Below are 16,998 nucleotides of genomic sequence, written 5' to 3'. Positions count from 1 at the left end.
TCAGAGCCCTACGTCAGGCAGCTTCGGCCGGGTGGCCAGGGCCTTGGCCATGATCCGCTCGACGTGCTCGCGGTCGGCGCCTTGCAGCGCCAGGCGCGGCGGGCGGGTGAGGGCGGTGCCGCGGCCGGCGATCTCCTCGCAGAGCTTGATGCACTGCACCAGGTCCGGACGGGCATCGAGATGGAGGATCGGCATCAGCCATTCGTAGATCGGCATGGCCTCCTCGAAGCGGCCGGCCTTGCACAGGCGGAAGATGGTCTCGCCTTCTTGCGGGAAGACGTTGGACATGCCCGAGATCCAGCCTTCGGCGCCCACCGCGATGCTCTCCAGCACCACGTCGTCGAGGCCGGCGAAGAGGATGAAGCGGTTGCCCACTTCATTGCGCACGTCGATGAAGCGGCGGGTGTCGCCGGAGCTGTCCTTGAAGCAGACGATGTTCTCGCAGTCGGCCAGGGAGATGAGGATGTCCGGGGTGACGTCGTTCTTGTAGATCGGCGGGTTGTTGTAGACCATCACCGGCAGGTCGGTGGCGGTGGCTACGCTGCGGAAGTGCGCGGCGGTCTCGTGGGGCTTGGAGGAGTAGACCAGCGCCGGCATCACCATGAGGCCGTCGACGCCGACCTTCTGCACCGCCTTGGCCACCTGGGAGGCACCGTGGCTGGTGAACTCGGCGATGCCGCAGATCACCGGCACGCGGCCGCCGGAGGCGTCCTTGGCGACTTCGGTGACGGCCATCTTCTCCTCGATGGTCAGCGAGGTGTTCTCGCCCACGCTGCCGCACACCACCAGCCCGGACACGCCGTCGCGCACCAGGTTGGAAATCACCTTGTGGGTGGCGTCCAGGTTGACCGAGAAATCGTCGTTGAACTGAGTGGTGACCGCAGGGAATACACCGCTCCAATTAACCTTCTTGCTCATGTTGCCTCCAATTGGCGTATTTCGTATACGAAATGGGCTGGAGATATCCGCTGCATTTCGTCGTTCGACCCGTTGCGCGGGTCCGTTGGGTGCCGCTACGCGGCGAAAGGGGTTGGGTTCAGTAGCCGTTGGGCCAGGTGTCGGAGAGCCGGTAGCCTTCGGGCCACGGATCGTCCGGGTCGAGCAGGTGCTGGTGGGTGCCGGTGATCCAGGCACGCCCGGCAATGCGCGGGTGGATGGCGGGCTTGCCGCCGACGTCGGTGAGGCCGTCGATGCGGCAGTGGAACTGCGAGCCGATGATCGAGTGGCCGACGAAGCGCTCGCCGTCCTTCAATTGGCCCTTGGCATGCAGCACCGCCATGCGCGCCGAGCAGCCGGTGCCGCAGGGCGAACGGTCGATCTTGCCGGGGCGGATCACCACGGCGTTACGGCCGTGCAGCACGCCGTCGATGCGCTCCACCGGGGCGGCCAGCTGGCAGAAGGAGATGTGCGCCCAGTCGTGGTTTTCCGGGTGCTTGAAGCCCAGCTGCTGGTTCGCCGCATGAGTGATCTTCAGCCCGGTGGCGACCAGGTCGGCGGCCTCCGAGGCGTGCAGGCTGAAGCCCAGGGCCTGGGCGTCGGCGATGACGAAGCTGTCGCCACCGTAGGCGGTGTCGACTTGCAGCGAGCCGATGCCTTCCACCTCGATCCAGGCGTCGAGCTTGTCGGCGAAGGAGGGCAGGTTGCGCACTTCCACGCGCTGCACCTTGCCGTCCTTGCAGTCGGCCACGGCCTCGATCAGCCCGCCGGGGGCTTCCAGGGTCAGGCGGGTCTGCGGTTCCTGCATCGGCAGGATGCCGCTGTCGAGCAGCACGGTGCTCACGCACAGCGAGTTGGAGCCGGACATCGGCGGGGTGTCCGCCGGCTCCATGATGATCCAGGCCATCTGTGCGCGCGGGTCCTTCGCCGGGACCAGCAGGTTCACGTGGCGGAACACGCCGCCGCGCGGTTCGTTGAGGACGAAGTTGCGCAGCGTGTTGTCGCTGGCGATCCAGCGCGACTGTGCCCAAACCGTGTCGCCCGGCGGCGGGGCGACGCCGCCGACGATGACGTCGCCGACCTCGCCTTCGGCGTGGCAGCTGACCACGTGGATGATCTTGCTCGAACGCATTTCTCTCTCCCTTTGCGATTGGGCCAATGGATGGGGTCAGTTCACCGAACGAAGAAACTCCGCCGTTTCCGCCCGCTGCGGATTGCCGATCACCTGCTCCGGCGCGCCGATCTCGTGGACCAGTCCGTTGCGGAAGAACGCCACGCGGTCGGATACGTCGCGGGCGAAGCGGATCTCGTGGGTCACCAGCACCATGGTCATGCCTTCCTCGGCGAGCAGGCGCATGGTGTCCAGCACCTCGCCCACCAGTTGCGGGTCGAGAGCCGAGGTGGCTTCGTCGAACAGCATGTAGTCCGGCGACATGGCCAGTGCGCGGGCGATCGCCATGCGCTGCTGCTGGCCGCCGGAAAGCTTGTTGGGGAACACCTTGAGCTTGTCGCCCAGGCCCACGTGCCTGAGCTGCTTCACCGCCATCGCCTCGGCTTCCTCCTTGCTCTGGCCAAGCACCTTGCGCGGGGCCAGCATCACGTTCTCCAGCACGGTGAGATGCGGGAAGGCGTTCCACTGCTGGAAGACGATGCCGATCTTCTGCCGCAGCTTGTTCAGGTCGGTGCCCTTGGCATGCACCTCGGTGCCGTCGACGCGGATGCTGCCCTTCTGGATCGGCTCCAGGCCGTTGATGCACATCAGCAGGGTGGACTTGCCCGAACCCGAGCCGCCGATGATCGAGACCACTTCGCCCTTCTTCACGCTCAGGCTCACGCCCTTGACCACTTCCAGATCGCCGTAGGCTTTGTGCACGTTGTCGATTTCAATCATTTTCCTGCCACCTTCTTTCCAGACGGGTGCCGAGGCGCGCCACCACCCAGCTCATGAGGTAATAGATGATCCCGGCGATGCACAGCACCAGCAGGGGCTCCTGAATGCGCGTGACGATGGTCTGAGACGCGCGCAGCAACTCGACGATGCCGATCCACATGACCAGCGCGGTGTCCTTCATCACCCCCAGCACCAGGTTCAGCCAGCCGGGGAAGGCCACGCGGGTGGCCAGCGGCAGGACGATGTAGCGCAGGTCCTGCCAGTAGGAGAGCCCCAGCGAACGGCTGGCGCGGCGCAGGTTAGGCTGCACGGCGAGGATGCCGCTGCGGACGATCTCGGTGCAGTACGCCGCCGCGTAGATGCCCAGCACCAGGCAGCCAACGGAGAAGGCGCTCCAGTTCAGCCCGGCGATGCTTTTCAGCGAGTTGAACAGCACGAACTGGATCAGCAGCGGTACGCTGCGGAACAGGTCGAGGAACCAGCCCAGCGGCAGGCTGGCGCGGGGCAGGGTGGCGCGCAGCCAGCCCAGCAGCACGCCGGCCAGGGTGCCGATGAGCATCGCGGCGACGGTCAGCTTGACGGTGACCCAGGCCCCCTGAAGGAGGAACTGCAGGTCATTGGCGGTGAAGCTCGTTTCGAACATGCCGTGCCTCCCTTAGTAGCGGAACAGACGCCAGCCCAGCAGGCGGGCGGCCGCCACGATGACCTTGGCGATGACGTAATAGAGCACCGCGGCCAGGGCGAAGTATTCGAAGGTGCGGAAAGTGCGCACGTTGAAGTCCTGGGTCACGCCGGTGAGGTCGTTGTTCAGCCCCACCACCACGCCCAGGGAGGTCATCAGCACCGCCCAGACCATCTGGTTCGTCAGCGGATAAAAGACGACGCGCAACAGCTGCGGAATGACGATCAGCCGGTACGCCTGGAAGGCGCTCATGCCCAGCGAGCGCGCGGCGCGCATCTGGGTGTCCGGCACGGCCTTGAGGCCGCCGCGGAAGTTCTCCGCGAGGTAGCCGGCGTTGTTGAAGGTGATCCCCGCCAGCAGCGCCACCCAGGAGCTGACGTGCAGGCCGAAGGAGCCCAGGCCGAAGTACAGGATGTAGATCTGGAACAGCGACGGCGTGTTGCGTGCGATGGATACCCAGGTGTCGGCGAAGCCCTTCAGCCACGGGTTCTTCATCTGCCGCATGACGGTCAGCAGCAGGGCGATGAGCACGCCCAGCAGCATCGACAGGGCGGCGGTTTCCAGGGTCACCAGGGCGCCGCCGAGCATGTCCGGCAGGGCCTGGAAGGCCGAGCGCCAGTGGAAGCTGTAATTGAACATCAGCCTGCCTCCCCGCCCAGCCAGGCCGGCACGCCGCCGTCGCCACGGCCGCTGCAGGCCGCTTCGGCGCAAGCGGCCAGGCTGCCGAAGTGCACCTGCCGGCCAGCCAGGCCAGGACCGTAGTGCGCGTACTTCGCCGAGTTGGTGATCAGCGTGGTGCAGTGCGGCGGGATGATCGGCTCGCCGAGCATGCACCAGCAGGTGTCGTTGACCAGCAGCGCGCCGAAGTCCTGCAACACCTGCACGTGGCCCGCCGCCCGCGCCTGCTCCTGCACGGCGCGGCCGAGGGTGATGACCAGCGCCACGTCCGGGTGCTTGCGGCGCCCGGCCAGCAGTGCTGCGAGGCTGGCGCATTCGCTGGCGGAGAAGTGCGGGTTGCCCAGGGATACCAATTGCACGGTCGGCTCGCTGGCGCGGTCCAGCTCGCGCCAGGTGGCGACCAGGTCCGCCGGGGTGACGCGCAACTGCAGGCGCGGCGTCTGTCCGCCCAAGGCGGTGGCCACGTCCGGCGCCTCCGGGGTGACGCCGGCGATATGGAACATCGGCGCAGCCGAGGTGGTGGCGAAGGCCGCGCCGAAGGCTTTCAGCGCGTCGCTGTCCGGGGCCAGCGGTTGCAGGCCGTCGACCACCGGGATGCGGCTGCCGCACAACGAACCGATGTGGTAACCGAGCAGCGGATAGATCGACTCGTCGTGCGCCGCCGGCAGCTGGACATCCACCCGCAGCGTGGCCAGCCGGCCTTCGTCGCGGTGGCTGCCGACGTTCGGCGCGCGGCCGGTGAGGGCGATGCAGATGTCGAGGTAGTCCGGGTACTTCAGGGTGCGCGCGCCGAGCACGCTGTTGGCGTATACCACGGCGTTGGACTCGGCCCAGACCACCTGGTCACCAAGACCGGGGGCGGTGTCCAGCAGGTAGGGCGCGCAGGTGTAGCTGAGCTGCGCGCCCATCGCCATGTAGGCGTCGCCCACCGCGCTGGCGGGCTCGCCGAAGTCCTTGTCGACCCCCAGCTCGCGCCAGCGGCGATGGTCCACGGAAATCGAATTGAGGGTGGTCGGCACGCGTACCTTGGCGCCCCATTCCACCAGCTGGCGAGCGAAACGCAGGCTCGCGGGGCCGGTATAGATGCAGCCGTCGATATGTGCCTGGGTCACGTCCAGCAGGTCCTTGGCGCCCTGCAATGCGGCCATGCGCAGGAGAATCTGCATGGCGGCTTGTGCGGCCTTGCCGTGCGCGCCGTCGAGCAGCGCGCGGTCATCGGTGTCCAGCGCCAGGCCCTCGGGCAGCGGCCCGGCATCGCTGGCCATCACGCCCCGCCAAGCGTCGGCGGGGCGTTGTGGATGAAGTGTTACCCGACCGTCTTCGATGCGCGCCCAGACGCCGCCGGCAAGCCGTTCGAAGCCTTCGCGCCCCAGGCACAGAACCGGGATCGCGCGGCCGAACAGCACCTGCGCCACCAGTACGCCGAGGGTGAGGATTTCGTCCGGCTCGGCCAGCAGCAGGGCCGATGGTGCGTGGCCGTTGAGCAGCATTTCCAGCATGACGCTGCTGCCGGTGCAGGAGCCGCGTCCGCTGGGGATCGCCAGCACCCGGCCGGACAGCAGGCTGCCGCTGAGCGGGTGGTGGCGGTCGATGACTTCGCTCGTGTAGGGATCGACGCCCCCCCACAGGCTCAGCCCCGTCCCCGCGTACAACAACGCCCCCTCGGCGCTGCCGCCCATCAGGACACGGCCGGCGAGGGCCACGTCCGCAACGTCTGATGTGTGCATCGAAGACATCGTCGGTCCGCCGTCAGTAGTACACGTGGGGAACGGTGAGCTCGACCGGGTTGCCGCCAACCCACTTCTCGTACAGCTCGGCGTAGCGGCCGGTGCGCACCTGCTGGTTGACGAACAGGTTGAGGTAGTTGATCAGGCCGAACTCGTTGCGCTGGGCGGCCAGCGACACGTAGTCGATGACGTAGGGCGCGTTGCCCGCCACCTTCAGGCCCTTGTACTTGCCGGATTTCAGGGTGGAGGCGGCGACGGTGTTGGTGACCACGGTGGCGTCGATATGGCCCTGGGCAACGGCGAGGATGGTGTCGTTCTGGGTCTGGTAGGCGCGGAAGCTGCCGGTGCCCCACTTCTTCACGTCCTTCTCCAGGGCGATGGCTTCGTAGGTGCCGCTGGTGTTGCCCACCGGGCGGCCCTTGATGTCGTCGTAGCTCTTGATGCCGGTGTCGTCGCGGGTCAGCACGACCATCTGGAAGGCGAAGTAGGGCACGGTCATGCCCACGGTCTTGGCACGCTCCAGGGTGTCGGAGGTGGAGGCGACGATGACGTCGGCGCGGCCGGAAACCAGCGCGGGAATACGGTCGGGGAAGGGCGTCTCGACGACCTCGGCGGTCACGCCGAGGACTTTCGCCAGGTCGTTGCAATAGTCGACGTCGAAGCCCACCGGGTTGTTCTGCGCATCGCGCGAGCCCATGGGCGGGAAGTCCAGGGTTACCGCGCAGCGCAGCTTGCCGGATTCGATGATGTCGTCGAGCTTGTCGGCCTGGGCCTGACTGATAAGGAAGGTACTGGCAACAGCGGTGAGGGCTACAGCGATTCGACTGAATTTCATGGGGGCCTCTCTGGGTCTGTGTTGGGCAGTGATTTTGTATTAGGGATTTCGTATACGATATTTTCTAGAGCAAGGCATGTGCCAGAAATCGCCTGAAGGGGAGTCGAGGGGCGCAGGCCCCGCCGTTGAGGGGCGGGCCGTTCGGAGGTGGGGAGAGGCGGCTGAGGGATGTGTCTGAAAGCTGTTACCGAATGAAGCAGGCGAGTGTTTCGCTGCCCCGAATCGAAGCACTGCGCATCAGCGCACTGTGGTCTGCGACTCGCGGTACTGGGTCGGCGACAGTCCGGTGAGGGCGCGGAACTGGCGGCTGAAGGCGCTGTGGTCGGTGTAGCCGCAGCGCAGGGCGATCTCGGTGATCGGCAGGTCTTCCGCCAGCAGGCGGGTGGCCGCGCCGAGGCGGGCCTTGTGGATCATCTGCCGTGGCGTGAGCTGGAAGATACGCTTGCAGTGGCGCTCCAACTGGGCGACGGAGAGCCCGGCCAGTTCGGTGAGCTCGCTGAGGTTGATCGGCTTGTCGAAGTGCTCGCGGATATGCGCATCCACCGCCGCCAGGCGCTGATACGCCGGATGTGTGGATTGCGCCGCCTGCAGGTCGCTGGAGATCCCGGCCATGCCGATCACCTTGCCGTCCGCATCGCGCAGCGCCAGCTTGTGGGTCAGGCACCAGCCGGGCTGGCGCGCGGGATAGAGGTGCAGTTCCAGCTGGTCGCTGAGCTGCGCGCCGGTATCCAGCACGCGGCGGTCCTGCTCGGTGTAGATCGGCCCGAAGCGCGAAGGGAAGACGTCTTCGGCGGTGCGCCCGAGCAACTCGCTTGCGTCCTTCACACCGCAACGCCGCGCCAGGGTCTGGTTGACCAGTACGTAGCGCGCGCTGGTGTCCTTGATGAAGAACACCACGCCGGGCATGGCATCGAGCAGCGGGGCGATCTGTCGCAGGGTCTGCAGCAGGCTGTCCAGGTCGCGGGCGCCCTGGGGGATCAGGTCGTGCATCGGGAAGCGGCTTGGCTGACGGAACACGGCTGAAGATACGGGACAAAGTGACGAGATGGTAGGGCGCATAAAGCGGAACGCTTTATCCGCCCTACGGGATGAGTGCGGCTCGTCAGTCTTCGGCGAGTTGCAACAGCGTATCGACGCGTGCCGGGCTGAACGGCGGGCGCGGCGCCGGCGGTTGCCAGCCGAACAGCTGCTTCGCCGCTGCGCCGCACACGCGGCCCTGGCAGGCGCCCATGCCACAGCGGCTGGCGAGCTTGGCGGCGGTCCAGTCCGGTTTGCCGGCCAGCGCCGAGTAGGGCACGTCCTCGCAGCGGCAGACCAGGGTGTCCGGTTCGGCCAACTGGTTCAGGCGTGGATCGAGGGCGAAGTCGCGCTGCAGTGCATCGGCGAAGCGTTGCCAGCGCTGGCGCTGCGGCCACAGATCGCGGGCACTTTCGTGCTCGCCCACCGCCGCGTGGCCGGCGATGCGGCCTTCCACCAGCGCCAGTTCAGAGCCGCCGAAACCGGTGCATTCGCCCGCCGCGTAGATACCGGCACGGGTGGTCGCCTGCCAGGCGTCGATACGGATCGCGCCGTTCTCGAGGGTGCAGCCCAGCGCCTGGCCCAGCTGCACGTTGGGGATCAGGCCAAAGCCGCAGGCCAGCCGGTCGCATTCGATTTCCACCGTCTTGCCGCCCTGGTTCAGGCGCACGCCTTCCAGGTGAGCCGTGCCCAGCGCGGCAACCACATGGCTGTCGGCGCGGTAGGCGCGGTCGTACAGACCGAAGGACTGCAGCAGCTTGTTCGGCCAGCGCGGCAGCTGTGTGGCGAAACGCGCGAGCGCCGGCCAGGACGCCTGTTCGGCGATGCGCAGAATCTTCGCGCCGTTGCTGCGCGCGGTGGCGGCGCTGGCCAGCAGCAACGGGCCGCTGCCGGCGATCACCACGCGCTGACCGTCCACCGGCACGCCACCCTTGATCAGCGCCTGCAAACCGCCGGCTCCGGTCACGCCGGGCAGCGTCCAGCCGGGGAAAGGCAACAGCAGTTCGCGGGCGCCGGTGCAGAGGATCAGCTTGTGATAGTCCAGCCGCCAGCCGCGCTCGAAGTCTTCCAGCAGCAGCCCGCGTTCGCCAGCGAGCGCGACGACGCGGGTGCCGTTGTGAATGCGGATATTGGCGCAGGCGGCGACGCGCTCGCGCAGTTCCGTGGCGGCACGCGGCAAATGGGCATTGGGTCCGTCGCGCCAAATCTGGCCGCCCGGCAGTGGATTGTCGTCGAGGATGACGATGCTGGCGCCGCTCGGCGCAGCGGCCAACGCGGCGGACAAGCCAGCCGGGCCGGCGCCGATGATGACGATATCGGCAGTCATGCTCATGGGCGCGTCTCCACCTGCATGCCATCGCGGCACAGGGTCTGGCAGGCTAGGCGGCGCTGGCCGTCGATGGTCACCCGGCACTCCTGGCAGATCCCCATGCCGCACAGCGGAGCACGGCGCTGGCCGCTGACCGAGGTGCGCGTGGTGCCGTCGCCACCCTGCGCGAGTGCGGCGGCGACCGTGGTGCCGGCAACGACGCGCAACGGGCGGCCGTCGAGGATCAGCTCAGGCATGGGTGGTGACTCCGAGGAAGCGGTGCGGGGAGTAGGGTTCGGCGGCCAGCGGCAGCGGCTCGTCACACAGCTGCGCGGCAAGCAGGTCGGCGGTGCCGGGGGCGGTGGTCACGCCCAGGCCTTCGTGGCCGACCGCCAGCCACAGGCCGGGGCGCTGCGGGTGTTCGCCTACCAGCGGCAGGCCGTCCGGGCTGGCGGCGCGGAAGCCGGTCCAGCTGCGAATCACATTGAGATTCGCCAGGCCAGGCATGTAGTCCACGGCGCGGCGCAGCATCTTCGCCAGCATCCAGCCTTCCACCTGCGGGTCGGTGGTGCCGAACTGGCGCGAGGCGCCGATGAACAGCTGACCGGTGGGGCGCGGCTGGATGTTGCAGGCCACCGACGGGCCGCTGGCGTTGTGCGCGCTGGTCACGTAGCCCAGCTCGACCAGCGTGCGGCGCACCTTGCCGGGGTAGCGGTCGGTGATCAGCAGATGGCCCTTCTTCGGCTCGATGGGCAGGCCGGGGCACAGCTCGCCGGCCTGGATGCCGTTGGCCAGCACCACGGCCCTGGCGCTCAGCCATTGGCCGTTATCGAGGCGCACGCGGGGCTCGTCGATTTCCACCACTTTCGCCTGGCGCTGGCGAATCGGTCTGGGCGTCGATTCCAGCAGCCAGGCGGCGGCGCGCGGCGCGTAGAGAATGCCGTCGCCGGTGATCTCCAGCCCGCCGTGCAGGTCGCTGCGCAGCTCGGGTTCTTCCTGCTGCAGCTCGGCGCTGTTCAATAGCTTCGCGGCGACGCCGTGCTCGCGCAGCACCGCGAACTTGCGCTCGGCTTCGGCCATCTCCTCGTCATTGGCCGCCAGCCACAGCGTGCCGTTGCTGCGGTAGGCGCACTCGGCGGGCATGTCGCGGCCCCACTCGCGCCAGCGCTGCAACGAGTAGTCGCTCAGGGCCAGTTCGGCGGCATTGTCGTCGAGTACCAGCAAGTGGCCCATACCGACGGCGGTGGCGCCGGGCAGGCGCGCGTCCAGCACCAGCACGTCCAGTCCGCGACGGGCGAGGGCATGGGCGCAGGCGGCGCCGACGATGCCGGCGCCGATGACGATGACGTCGGCATCGCTCACGAGCGGATGCCCCAGGCGAAGGGATCGTCCTCTTCCAGCAGCAGGGTGGCCTCGGCGCTGATGTTGGCGCGGCCACGGATGGTCGGGATGATGCGGCCTTCGGATGGCTCGCCGGCCCATTCGAAGCGGCCCTCGAACTGGCTGCCGATCACGCTGGCCTGGCGCCAGGGCTCGCCGGCGGCGAGCTTGCCGTCGGCCGCCAGGCACGCCAGCTTGGCGCTGGTGCCGGTGCCGCAGGGCGAGCGGTCGTAGGCCTTGCCGGGGCAGAGCACGTAGTTGCGGCTGTCTGCTTCGGGGTCGGCGGCGAACAGTTCGATGTGGTCGATCAGCCCGCCGTCTTCGCCACGGATGCCCTGGTCTTCCAGAGCCTTCTGCACGGCGACGGTGTAGGCGGTGAGGGCCTCCAGGTTGTCGCCGGCCACACGCAGGCCGTGATCGGAAATCAGGAAGAACCAGTTGCCGCCCCAGGCGATGTCGCCGTGCACCCGCCCATGGCCGGGCACTTCCACCGGCACCTGCTTGCGGTAGCGGTAGGCGGGCACGTTGCGCACGCTCACCGAGCGGTCGTCGTGCAGGGTCGCCTCGACGGTGCCTACCGGCGTCTCGATCCTGTGCGTGCCGGGGCCGATGCGCCCCAGGTGCGCCAGCGAGACCACCAGTCCGATGGTGCCGTGGCCGCACATGCCCAGGTAGCCGGTGTTGTTGAAGAAGATCACCCCGGCGCAGGCGCTCGGGTCCACCGGCTCGCAGAGCAGCGCGCCGACCAGTACGTCGCTGCCGCGCGGTTCCAATACCGCTGCGGCACGCCAATCGTCGTGGTCCTTGGCCAGGCGCGCGCGGCGCTCGGCCATGCTGCCCTTGCCCAGATCGGGAAAGCCGTCGAGCACCAGGCGCGTGGGTTCGCCGCCGGTGTGGGAATCGAGAACCTGGATGCGTTTCATGCTGCCCCCTGGGGTGTCTTGTCGTTGACCCTAGGGTGGCGCGGCGGGGGAGGCGGAGGCTTGAGGATTTTCCCCTGTGCCGATGATGAAATCGGCACAGGGAGAAGTGCCGGTCAGCTCGGCGAGGGGCGGTTCGGCAGGTGTTCGTAGAGGGTCCGGCAGACGCCGTTGATGTGCTCCTCCAGCAGCCGCGCGGCCAGCTCGCCGTCGCCGGCGCGACAGGCATTGAGGATGTCGTGGTGCTCGTGATCTGCGCGCTCCTTGCCGGCGGACAGGCTCATCTGCATGCGCAGGTAGCGTTCCAGCTTGTCGTGGATCGAACGGATCAGGCCGATCAGGTACGGCCGCTGCGCCGGTTCGTAAAGGCAGGCGTGCAGCTCCCAGTTCAGCTCGGCCCAGCGGCCCACGTCATCCTCGCCGACGAACTCGGCACAGATGCGCTCGGCGCGCTCGAAGGTCTCCGCCGTCATGTTCGGCACCGCCAGGCGGATCGCCTGGGCTTCGAGGATCACCCGCACCTCGAACATCTGCGCCAGTTCCGGCTCGGAAATCTTGGTCACCAGCGCGCCCTTGTTGCGCTGGAATTCCACCAGGCCCTCGGCCTCCAGGCGCTTGAGCGCCTCGCGCACGGGAATCTTGCTGACGTTGAACACCTGGGCGATGTCGTCCTGGCGGATCGGCTCGTTTTCCGGCAGCTGACCGGAAATGATCGCCTCGCGCAGATGCTTGGCGATGATCTCCGAGGCGGAAGGGACGATGCCCAGGTTGGGCGCGTTGCGCAGGGGTAGCGTCACGATGCGCTCCGATCAGGTGGCTGTTGTCGAATATTGTATACGAAACGGGCGCAGCACTGGGAGGGCCCGGTGATCGGGCGCTTCACGGCAATGGACACGCAAGGCGCGTGCCGGTAACAGGGGTCAGTTGCGGCGATCGACGATGTAGCGCGCCAGCGCGCGCAGCGGCTCGGCGGAGTCGCCGAAGCCTTCCAGCGCGGCCAGCGCCTGGTCGCGCAGGGTCAGGGCATAGGCCTTGGCGGCATCGAGGCCGAGCAGGGCGGGGTAGGTGGGCTTGTCGTTGGCCTGGTCCTTGCCCTGGGTCTTGCCGAGGGTCGTGGTGTCGCTTTCCACGTCGAGGATGTCGTCCTGCACCTGGAAGGCCAGGCCGACGGCCCGGGCGTAGCGGCTCAGCGCTTCCAGATCGGCGGCGCCGGCGCGGCCGCTGGCCAGGGCGCCAAGCTGTACGCTGGCCTCGATCAGCGCGCCGGTCTTGTGCCGGTGCATGGTTTCCAGCGCGGCCTGGTCGATCTTGCGGCCGACCGATTCGAGGTCGATCGCCTGGCCGCCCACCATTCCGGCGGAGCCGGCGGCGCGGGTCAGGATCAGCAGCATGTCGAGGCGGGTCTGGGCGTCCTGCGGGTTGAGCTGGGCGTTACCGATCACCTCAAAGGCCAGCGTCTGCAGGCCGTCACCGGCAAGGATCGCGCAGGCTTCGTCGAAGGCGATATGGGTGGTCGGCTGGCCGCGACGCAGGTCGTCGTCGTCCATGGCCGGCAGGTCGTCGTGCACCAGGGAATAGGCGTGGATCAGCTCCACCGCGCAGGCTGCGCCGTCGGCGCGTTCCAGCTCGCCACCCAGAGCCTCGCAGGCGGCGTAGGCCAGCAGCGGGCGCACGCGCTTGCCACCGTTGACCACGCTGTAGCGCATGGCGGCATAGATGCGGGTGAGCTCTTCACGGGGAGCGACGAACAAGGTTTCCAGCGCAGCATCGACACGCGCCTGGCAGCGCGCCTGGTAGGCGGCGATCATGCGTCGTCGCCTTCCGGATCGAAGGGTGCTTCGCTCAGCTCGCCGTCGCGTTCCAGCAGGATCTGTACCTTCTGCTCCGCCTGGGTCAACGCTGCCTGGCAATCGCGGGTCAGGCGAATGCCCTGCTCGAAGGCGCCCAGCGAATCCTCCAGCGACAGCTCGCCGCTTTCCAGGCGCTCCACCAGCGTTTGCAGCTCGGCGAGGGACTGTTCGAAGTCGAGGGAAGCTTTCTTGCGGGCCATGCGGACATCTCGGCGGGGGATTCGGAAACCTCGCGACACTAGCAGAGACGGGGTTTGCGGGCAAATCCAAGGGGCAGCGGTAGGCGCCAGGTCGGCTGCTGCGATGACTCAAGATGGGCGGATCTGCAAGCGAGCAAACGGCCCTTTTCGCGCAGAAATTCGCCCCTGACGTCTTGCTGAGTTCGATGGGGGAAATGCCAGCGGGGCAGTGGTGATTTCTAGTACCCGCCCTCCCTGATCCCCTGGTGCTCCGCCACCACCTTCAGCATCCGTAATGACTCGAACGGTGCATCCACCACGAACTGGTTCGCCAGCCAGGACGGCACGCTGCCGCCGGGTTCGGCGCGCATCTGGTAAGTGACTTCGGTGAGCTTCGGGCCCTTGGGGACCATTCGCCAGGTGCCGGACAGTACCGGCACGCGGATGCGGCCTTTCACCGGCGGAATGTAGTCCGGCGCCGCCTGGAGGTGGCGGATCATGCCGCCGTCCGGGGTTTCCTCGGTGGTGACTTGCAGCACCAGGTCACGGGGCGCGGCGGGCCAGGGGAGTTTGGTGTCGAGGTAGACCCAAATTGCCTGGTCGCTGTACTTGAGCAGACGCATCTGTGCGCAGGCATAGAGCCAGGCACAGGAAACGCGCAAGTTCTCCTGCAAGTGCCCGAGGGTGGCGACGTCGCCTTCACCCGTGTCACGCCGCGGAAGCTCTTGTACTGCGAACCTGGCACGTCGCTCAGGTAGACACGGATGCCATTCTCTTCCTTCGCCAGTTGCCAGTGCTCCGCCTGGGCCTGGACGATGGCCGGGGCACTTAGCAGCAGGGCAATAAACAGCAACGGGAGCTTCATGGCGGCGCTTCCTAGGGGATTAGCCCGATCTTAGGCGCTCTGGGTGGCAACGGCACATTGGCCGGCGAGCGGTCTGGCGCGGGGGCTGCGCTATGAACGACTACTGCAGGGCGACCTCGGTAAACTTCAGTGTCTGGGTTTCGCCGTCCCGGTTGCTGAACACCAGTTTTATAGCGGGAGTGCGGGTCAGTTTGTCGTTTGCATGTTGGAACGTCAGCGTGACGCGGGTGGGGACATTGCGAACCAATTGGAACTGCAACCCATAATAATCCTCGACTTGGCCGATCCGGATGTTGGCGGGCTGCAGCGGGCCTCCGGTCTCATCGAAGAGGCGAGTAGCCCCATCGAAGCGGAAGTTCCTATCGACATCCAGGTTCGTCAACTCGAAAGTGCAGGTTGGCAGACGGCCAATGTTCTCGCAGCCCGACAGTTCTACCCGCACGTTATCCAACACTTCCATGCGCTTACCGAGCAGGTTGGCGCCCTCGTTTTCTACGATCTTTGATTGCACCTTGGCGAACTCGAAAGAAGGCTTGGCGTACTCGGTCCCTAGGATGAAGAAGATTGCTGACAGTCCTGTAATCAGCAGGAACTGCATTGATCCGCGCAGCATGGCCGGCAGGTTGCGCATTTGCCAGCTGATGGACAGGGCACCCAGAAAGGTGAACGTGCTCACCAGCAGCACAACATTCTTCCAGTTGATGAAACTGAACCCAAAAACGCTGGGGTCAGGCACCACGTAGGTGATCAGTGCCCACATCAGGCCGAGGACGACGCCCAGCCCCGTCATGACGCGTGCGACCAGCGAGGCGACCTTGCTGGTCGGGGCTAGGGCCGGCGTGGTGGACGGTGCGGTGGGGAGAGGTAGATTCTGCTGCGTCATGATGGGCTCCTTTTCCATTCTTCGGGTCCTGTCCAGGTTCCCTTGCGGCAAAGTTCGATATCGGGGCGCCACAGCACCGGGTGGCATAGTGGATGGCGAATGGCCATTATCCAGCTGGGGGCAGTTTGGTAAAGACTTGCCTGTCATCGCAAGGTGTTCGTCCCGAACCGGGGGCATCGCTTAGAGGCCCGCATTTGAGTGCTGGGCAATGGAAAATACCGATGGGCTCGAAGGCGACGCTGGGAGCGTTCACCGACTGCGGGGCGGGAAATGGGTAAATCGCAGGCATTAAAAAAGCCGGCTTGTGGCCGGCGCATTTTAATTATAACTAATTGATTTTTAATGATTTTAAATAAAATATTGGTTTCGTACCCACACTTGTCCCCACATTTTTCGCTTGCGTGGTAGCGGACATAGCCTCTATCCACGACATGCCGGCTGCCGGGCCTGGGCATAGTAACTATTTCGATTAAGCATCGTTGGATGGTCATTCCATTCCGAATGGTGGCTGGATGCCATGCTCTCACCGTGCATTGGGAAATGGTTCCCTTGCAGCAGATGTTTAATTGAAGACCACGAGCGAGGTCAGTCGATGGGGAGCTACGCGTTCATCACGATTGGCGGTTATCCGATTCAATCTACAAAGAACTATTACGGCAGGTTCTACTTCAGGAAGGCAGACAGAGAGCTCCGCAAGCGGATGGCATCCCAGCGGAATCCAATGCTCTGGAGTTTTGGGCCTGACGAAGAGGATGTGAGGAGACTGATTATGTCTATGCCTGCTCCGCGTCGACGATGCGTCGCAGGTTGGAGCTTGCAGGTTTCAATCGCCGTACGTTAGAGGCCGAGTTCAATCAATGCATTTCCGAGCGGCTCAGATATCTTGAAGAACTTTTGGCTTGGGACGAGGAGTTGGCCAAAGACTATGTGCCACGCCTTGCTTTGCTGAGGGCGCACTCCAGTCTTGATGAGTGGCTTGCGGCGCTGAAGACGATGATCGACCGCTGTATTCCCTCATGGGCTTGGGAGGATCTTCAGAGCGGTGATCTGAACCCGGTACAGAGTCTGTTGGTGGGCATGGATGGGGCTGACGATAACTTTCCAGCACTTCACGACACAGGATTTCCATGCAAAACAATAGAGAGCATGGTTGTGGCGTGTTTGGAGGTGATGCCGCCCGACGTGGAGTGTGTTCTTGACGTCACCGACCTCATTAACGGCGGCTGGACCGACTCGTTTGAAGACCTGATCGAATATCACAAGGACTTCACGACCTTCTACGAAGTCTTCGCTACCTCGTTAAACGACACGCGATCCTTACTACCTGTAGCCGAAGAAAACAAAACGTTGGCAAGACTCCTTTATGCCAACGTCATTACGGCTATGGAAACCTACCTCTCTGACACCTTCAAGAAGCAAGTCATCAACCGAGATGCCATAAGAAGACGCTTCGTTCAGTCTAATGGTGCCTTCAAAGAGAAGATCGCTGTTCAAGAGACTTTTCGAAGAATAGAGGCTCTTAACGAAGAAATCGTGAAAGTTGTCGATCAGATGAGCTTTCACAATATTCAGAAAATCAAAGCTCTCTTCAAGTCGGTGCTGGATACCGAGTTTCCCACGGAAAAAATGAAGGACCTTATTAACGCTGTGGATATTCGGCATGACGTTATTCATCGCAACGGTAAGACGACCAAGGGACAGCCAGTCGACATCGCGCTAGCAGACGTTGCTCAGCTTCTTGATCTGGTCGACTTCACTGTCCAGTACATAGATCAGCAGGTCAAAGACGGTTTGCTTGAGGACGAGGAGTGAGCCCCCCTTCAACGAGATTCCACATGCATGTGGA

17 protein-coding genes and 2 pseudogenes are annotated in these 16,998 nt (G+C 65.3%); 2 read left to right on the top strand and 17 right to left on the bottom strand.

Annotated features, from left to right (window positions below; genetic code table 11):
• From J5M67_RS07035 to J5M67_RS06955, 17 genes and pseudogenes are all read right to left on the bottom strand, one after another.
• Nucleotides 1-918 carry a dihydrodipicolinate synthase family protein gene (locus tag J5M67_RS07035; RefSeq protein WP_207884599.1) on the bottom strand — a complete coding sequence of 306 codons (918 nt, stop codon included), beginning with the start codon at nucleotides 916-918 and terminating at the stop codon, nucleotides 1-3.
• A gap of 118 nt (nucleotides 919-1,036) precedes the next feature.
• Nucleotides 1,037-2,068: a proline racemase family protein gene (locus J5M67_RS07030; protein WP_207884598.1), complete on the bottom strand. Its 1,032-nt coding sequence runs from the start codon at nucleotides 2,066-2,068 to the stop codon at nucleotides 1,037-1,039.
• A 36-nt stretch (nucleotides 2,069-2,104) separates the two neighbouring features.
• Entirely contained in the window at nucleotides 2,105-2,827 is a 723-nt protein-coding gene (locus tag J5M67_RS07025; protein WP_207884597.1) for an amino acid ABC transporter ATP-binding protein, read from the bottom strand.
• Nucleotides 2,820-3,470 (bottom strand): amino acid ABC transporter permease, encoded by a 651-nt coding sequence (locus tag J5M67_RS07020; protein ID WP_207884596.1) that lies wholly within the window; start codon nucleotides 3,468-3,470, stop codon nucleotides 2,820-2,822. The genes J5M67_RS07025 and J5M67_RS07020 overlap by 8 nt, the downstream gene beginning before the upstream one ends.
• 12 nt (nucleotides 3,471-3,482) lie before the next feature.
• On the bottom strand, nucleotides 3,483-4,148 hold the full coding sequence (locus J5M67_RS07015; protein WP_207884595.1) for an amino acid ABC transporter permease: 666 nt from the start codon (nucleotides 4,146-4,148) through the stop codon (nucleotides 3,483-3,485).
• On the bottom strand, nucleotides 4,148-5,914 hold the full coding sequence (locus tag J5M67_RS07010) for an aconitase X (RefSeq protein ID WP_243434549.1): 1,767 nt from the start codon (nucleotides 5,912-5,914) through the stop codon (nucleotides 4,148-4,150). The genes J5M67_RS07015 and J5M67_RS07010 overlap by 1 nt, the downstream gene beginning before the upstream one ends.
• A 22-nt stretch (nucleotides 5,915-5,936) precedes the next feature.
• A complete protein-coding gene (locus J5M67_RS07005) occupies nucleotides 5,937-6,749 on the bottom strand; it encodes a transporter substrate-binding domain-containing protein (protein WP_207884594.1) in 813 nt (270 codons plus the stop codon).
• A gap of 237 nt (nucleotides 6,750-6,986) precedes the next feature.
• Complete coding sequence (locus J5M67_RS07000; protein WP_207884593.1) at nucleotides 6,987-7,739, bottom strand: AraC family transcriptional regulator; 753 nt, start codon at nucleotides 7,737-7,739, stop codon at nucleotides 6,987-6,989.
• Between the two features lie 112 nt (nucleotides 7,740-7,851).
• On the bottom strand, nucleotides 7,852-9,099 hold the full coding sequence (locus tag J5M67_RS06995) for an FAD/NAD(P)-binding oxidoreductase (protein WP_207884592.1): 1,248 nt from the start codon (nucleotides 9,097-9,099) through the stop codon (nucleotides 7,852-7,854).
• Nucleotides 9,096-9,332 carry a (2Fe-2S)-binding protein gene (locus tag J5M67_RS06990; RefSeq protein ID WP_207884591.1) on the bottom strand — a complete coding sequence of 79 codons (237 nt, stop codon included), beginning with the start codon at nucleotides 9,330-9,332 and terminating at the stop codon, nucleotides 9,096-9,098. The genes J5M67_RS06995 and J5M67_RS06990 overlap by 4 nt, the downstream gene beginning before the upstream one ends.
• Entirely contained in the window at nucleotides 9,325-10,437 is a 1,113-nt protein-coding gene (locus tag J5M67_RS06985; RefSeq protein WP_368735923.1) for an NAD(P)/FAD-dependent oxidoreductase, read from the bottom strand. Before J5M67_RS06985 ends, J5M67_RS06990 begins: the two co-directional genes overlap by 8 nt.
• A complete protein-coding gene (locus J5M67_RS06980; protein ID WP_207884590.1) occupies nucleotides 10,434-11,378 on the bottom strand; it encodes a 4-hydroxyproline epimerase in 945 nt (314 codons plus the stop codon). Before J5M67_RS06980 ends, J5M67_RS06985 begins: the two co-directional genes overlap by 4 nt.
• A gap of 113 nt (nucleotides 11,379-11,491) precedes the next feature.
• Nucleotides 11,492-12,160, bottom strand: a complete 669-nt coding sequence (locus J5M67_RS06975; RefSeq protein ID WP_207884740.1) for a GntR family transcriptional regulator — start codon at nucleotides 12,158-12,160, stop codon at nucleotides 11,492-11,494.
• Between the two features lie 135 nt (nucleotides 12,161-12,295).
• Nucleotides 12,296-13,183, bottom strand: a complete 888-nt coding sequence (gene ispA / locus J5M67_RS06970) for a (2E,6E)-farnesyl diphosphate synthase (RefSeq protein WP_207884589.1) — start codon at nucleotides 13,181-13,183, stop codon at nucleotides 12,296-12,298.
• Nucleotides 13,180-13,425, bottom strand: a complete 246-nt coding sequence (locus J5M67_RS06965; protein ID WP_081517239.1) for an exodeoxyribonuclease VII small subunit — start codon at nucleotides 13,423-13,425, stop codon at nucleotides 13,180-13,182. The genes ispA and J5M67_RS06965 overlap by 4 nt, the downstream gene beginning before the upstream one ends.
• A gap of 218 nt (nucleotides 13,426-13,643) precedes the next feature.
• Nucleotides 13,644-14,269 (bottom strand): annotated as a pseudogene (locus J5M67_RS06960) (START domain-containing protein).
• A 100-nt stretch (nucleotides 14,270-14,369) separates the two neighbouring features.
• Complete coding sequence (locus tag J5M67_RS06955) at nucleotides 14,370-15,152, bottom strand: hypothetical protein (RefSeq protein WP_243434548.1); 783 nt, start codon at nucleotides 15,150-15,152, stop codon at nucleotides 14,370-14,372.
• Nucleotides 15,153-15,669: 517 nt separating this feature from the next.
• Here J5M67_RS06955 and J5M67_RS29920 point away from each other — a divergent pair.
• Nucleotides 15,670-15,993, top strand: a complete 324-nt coding sequence (locus J5M67_RS29920; protein ID WP_368735922.1) for a HEPN/Toprim-associated domain-containing protein — start codon at nucleotides 15,670-15,672, stop codon at nucleotides 15,991-15,993.
• A pseudogene (locus tag J5M67_RS06945) lies at nucleotides 15,924-16,964 on the top strand (HEPN/Toprim-associated domain-containing protein); the annotation flags it as partial. The gene J5M67_RS29920 and the pseudogene J5M67_RS06945, both read left to right, overlap by 70 nt.
• Nucleotides 16,965-16,998: the final 34 nt, after the last annotated feature.

Source organism: Pseudomonas sp. 30_B (genome assembly GCF_017491605.1).
In the GTDB taxonomy this organism is placed as follows: domain Bacteria; phylum Pseudomonadota; class Gammaproteobacteria; order Pseudomonadales; family Pseudomonadaceae; genus Pseudomonas.
Note: the sequence above shows the minus strand (reverse complement) of the source record. Positions and strands in the feature narration are given on the sequence as shown.

Coding starts and splice junctions, on each gene's coding strand:
- J5M67_RS06980 (WP_207884590.1), bottom strand. CDS start 11,378: ATGAAACGCATCCAGGTTCTCGATTCCCACACCGGCGGCGAACCCACG.
- J5M67_RS07005 (WP_207884594.1), bottom strand. CDS start 6,749: ATGAAATTCAGTCGAATCGCTGTAGCCCTCACCGCTGTTGCCAGTACC.
- J5M67_RS07010 (WP_243434549.1), bottom strand. CDS start 5,914: ATGCACACATCAGACGTTGCGGACGTGGCCCTCGCCGGCCGTGTCCTG.
- J5M67_RS07015 (WP_207884595.1), bottom strand. CDS start 4,148: ATGTTCAATTACAGCTTCCACTGGCGCTCGGCCTTCCAGGCCCTGCCG.
- J5M67_RS07035 (WP_207884599.1), bottom strand. CDS start 918: ATGAGCAAGAAGGTTAATTGGAGCGGTGTATTCCCTGCGGTCACCACT.
- J5M67_RS07030 (WP_207884598.1), bottom strand. CDS start 2,068: ATGCGTTCGAGCAAGATCATCCACGTGGTCAGCTGCCACGCCGAAGGC.
- J5M67_RS07025 (WP_207884597.1), bottom strand. CDS start 2,827: ATGATTGAAATCGACAACGTGCACAAAGCCTACGGCGATCTGGAAGTG.
- J5M67_RS06995 (WP_207884592.1), bottom strand. CDS start 9,099: ATGAGCATGACTGCCGATATCGTCATCATCGGCGCCGGCCCGGCTGGC.
- J5M67_RS29920 (WP_368735922.1), top strand. CDS start 15,670: ATGCTCTCACCGTGCATTGGGAAATGGTTCCCTTGCAGCAGATGTTTA.
- J5M67_RS07020 (WP_207884596.1), bottom strand. CDS start 3,470: ATGTTCGAAACGAGCTTCACCGCCAATGACCTGCAGTTCCTCCTTCAG.
- J5M67_RS07000 (WP_207884593.1), bottom strand. CDS start 7,739: ATGCACGACCTGATCCCCCAGGGCGCCCGCGACCTGGACAGCCTGCTG.
- J5M67_RS06955 (WP_243434548.1), bottom strand. CDS start 15,152: ATGACGCAGCAGAATCTACCTCTCCCCACCGCACCGTCCACCACGCCG.
- J5M67_RS06990 (WP_207884591.1), bottom strand. CDS start 9,332: ATGCCTGAGCTGATCCTCGACGGCCGCCCGTTGCGCGTCGTTGCCGGC.
- ispA (WP_207884589.1), bottom strand. CDS start 13,183: ATGATCGCCGCCTACCAGGCGCGCTGCCAGGCGCGTGTCGATGCTGCG.
- J5M67_RS06965 (WP_081517239.1), bottom strand. CDS start 13,425: ATGGCCCGCAAGAAAGCTTCCCTCGACTTCGAACAGTCCCTCGCCGAG.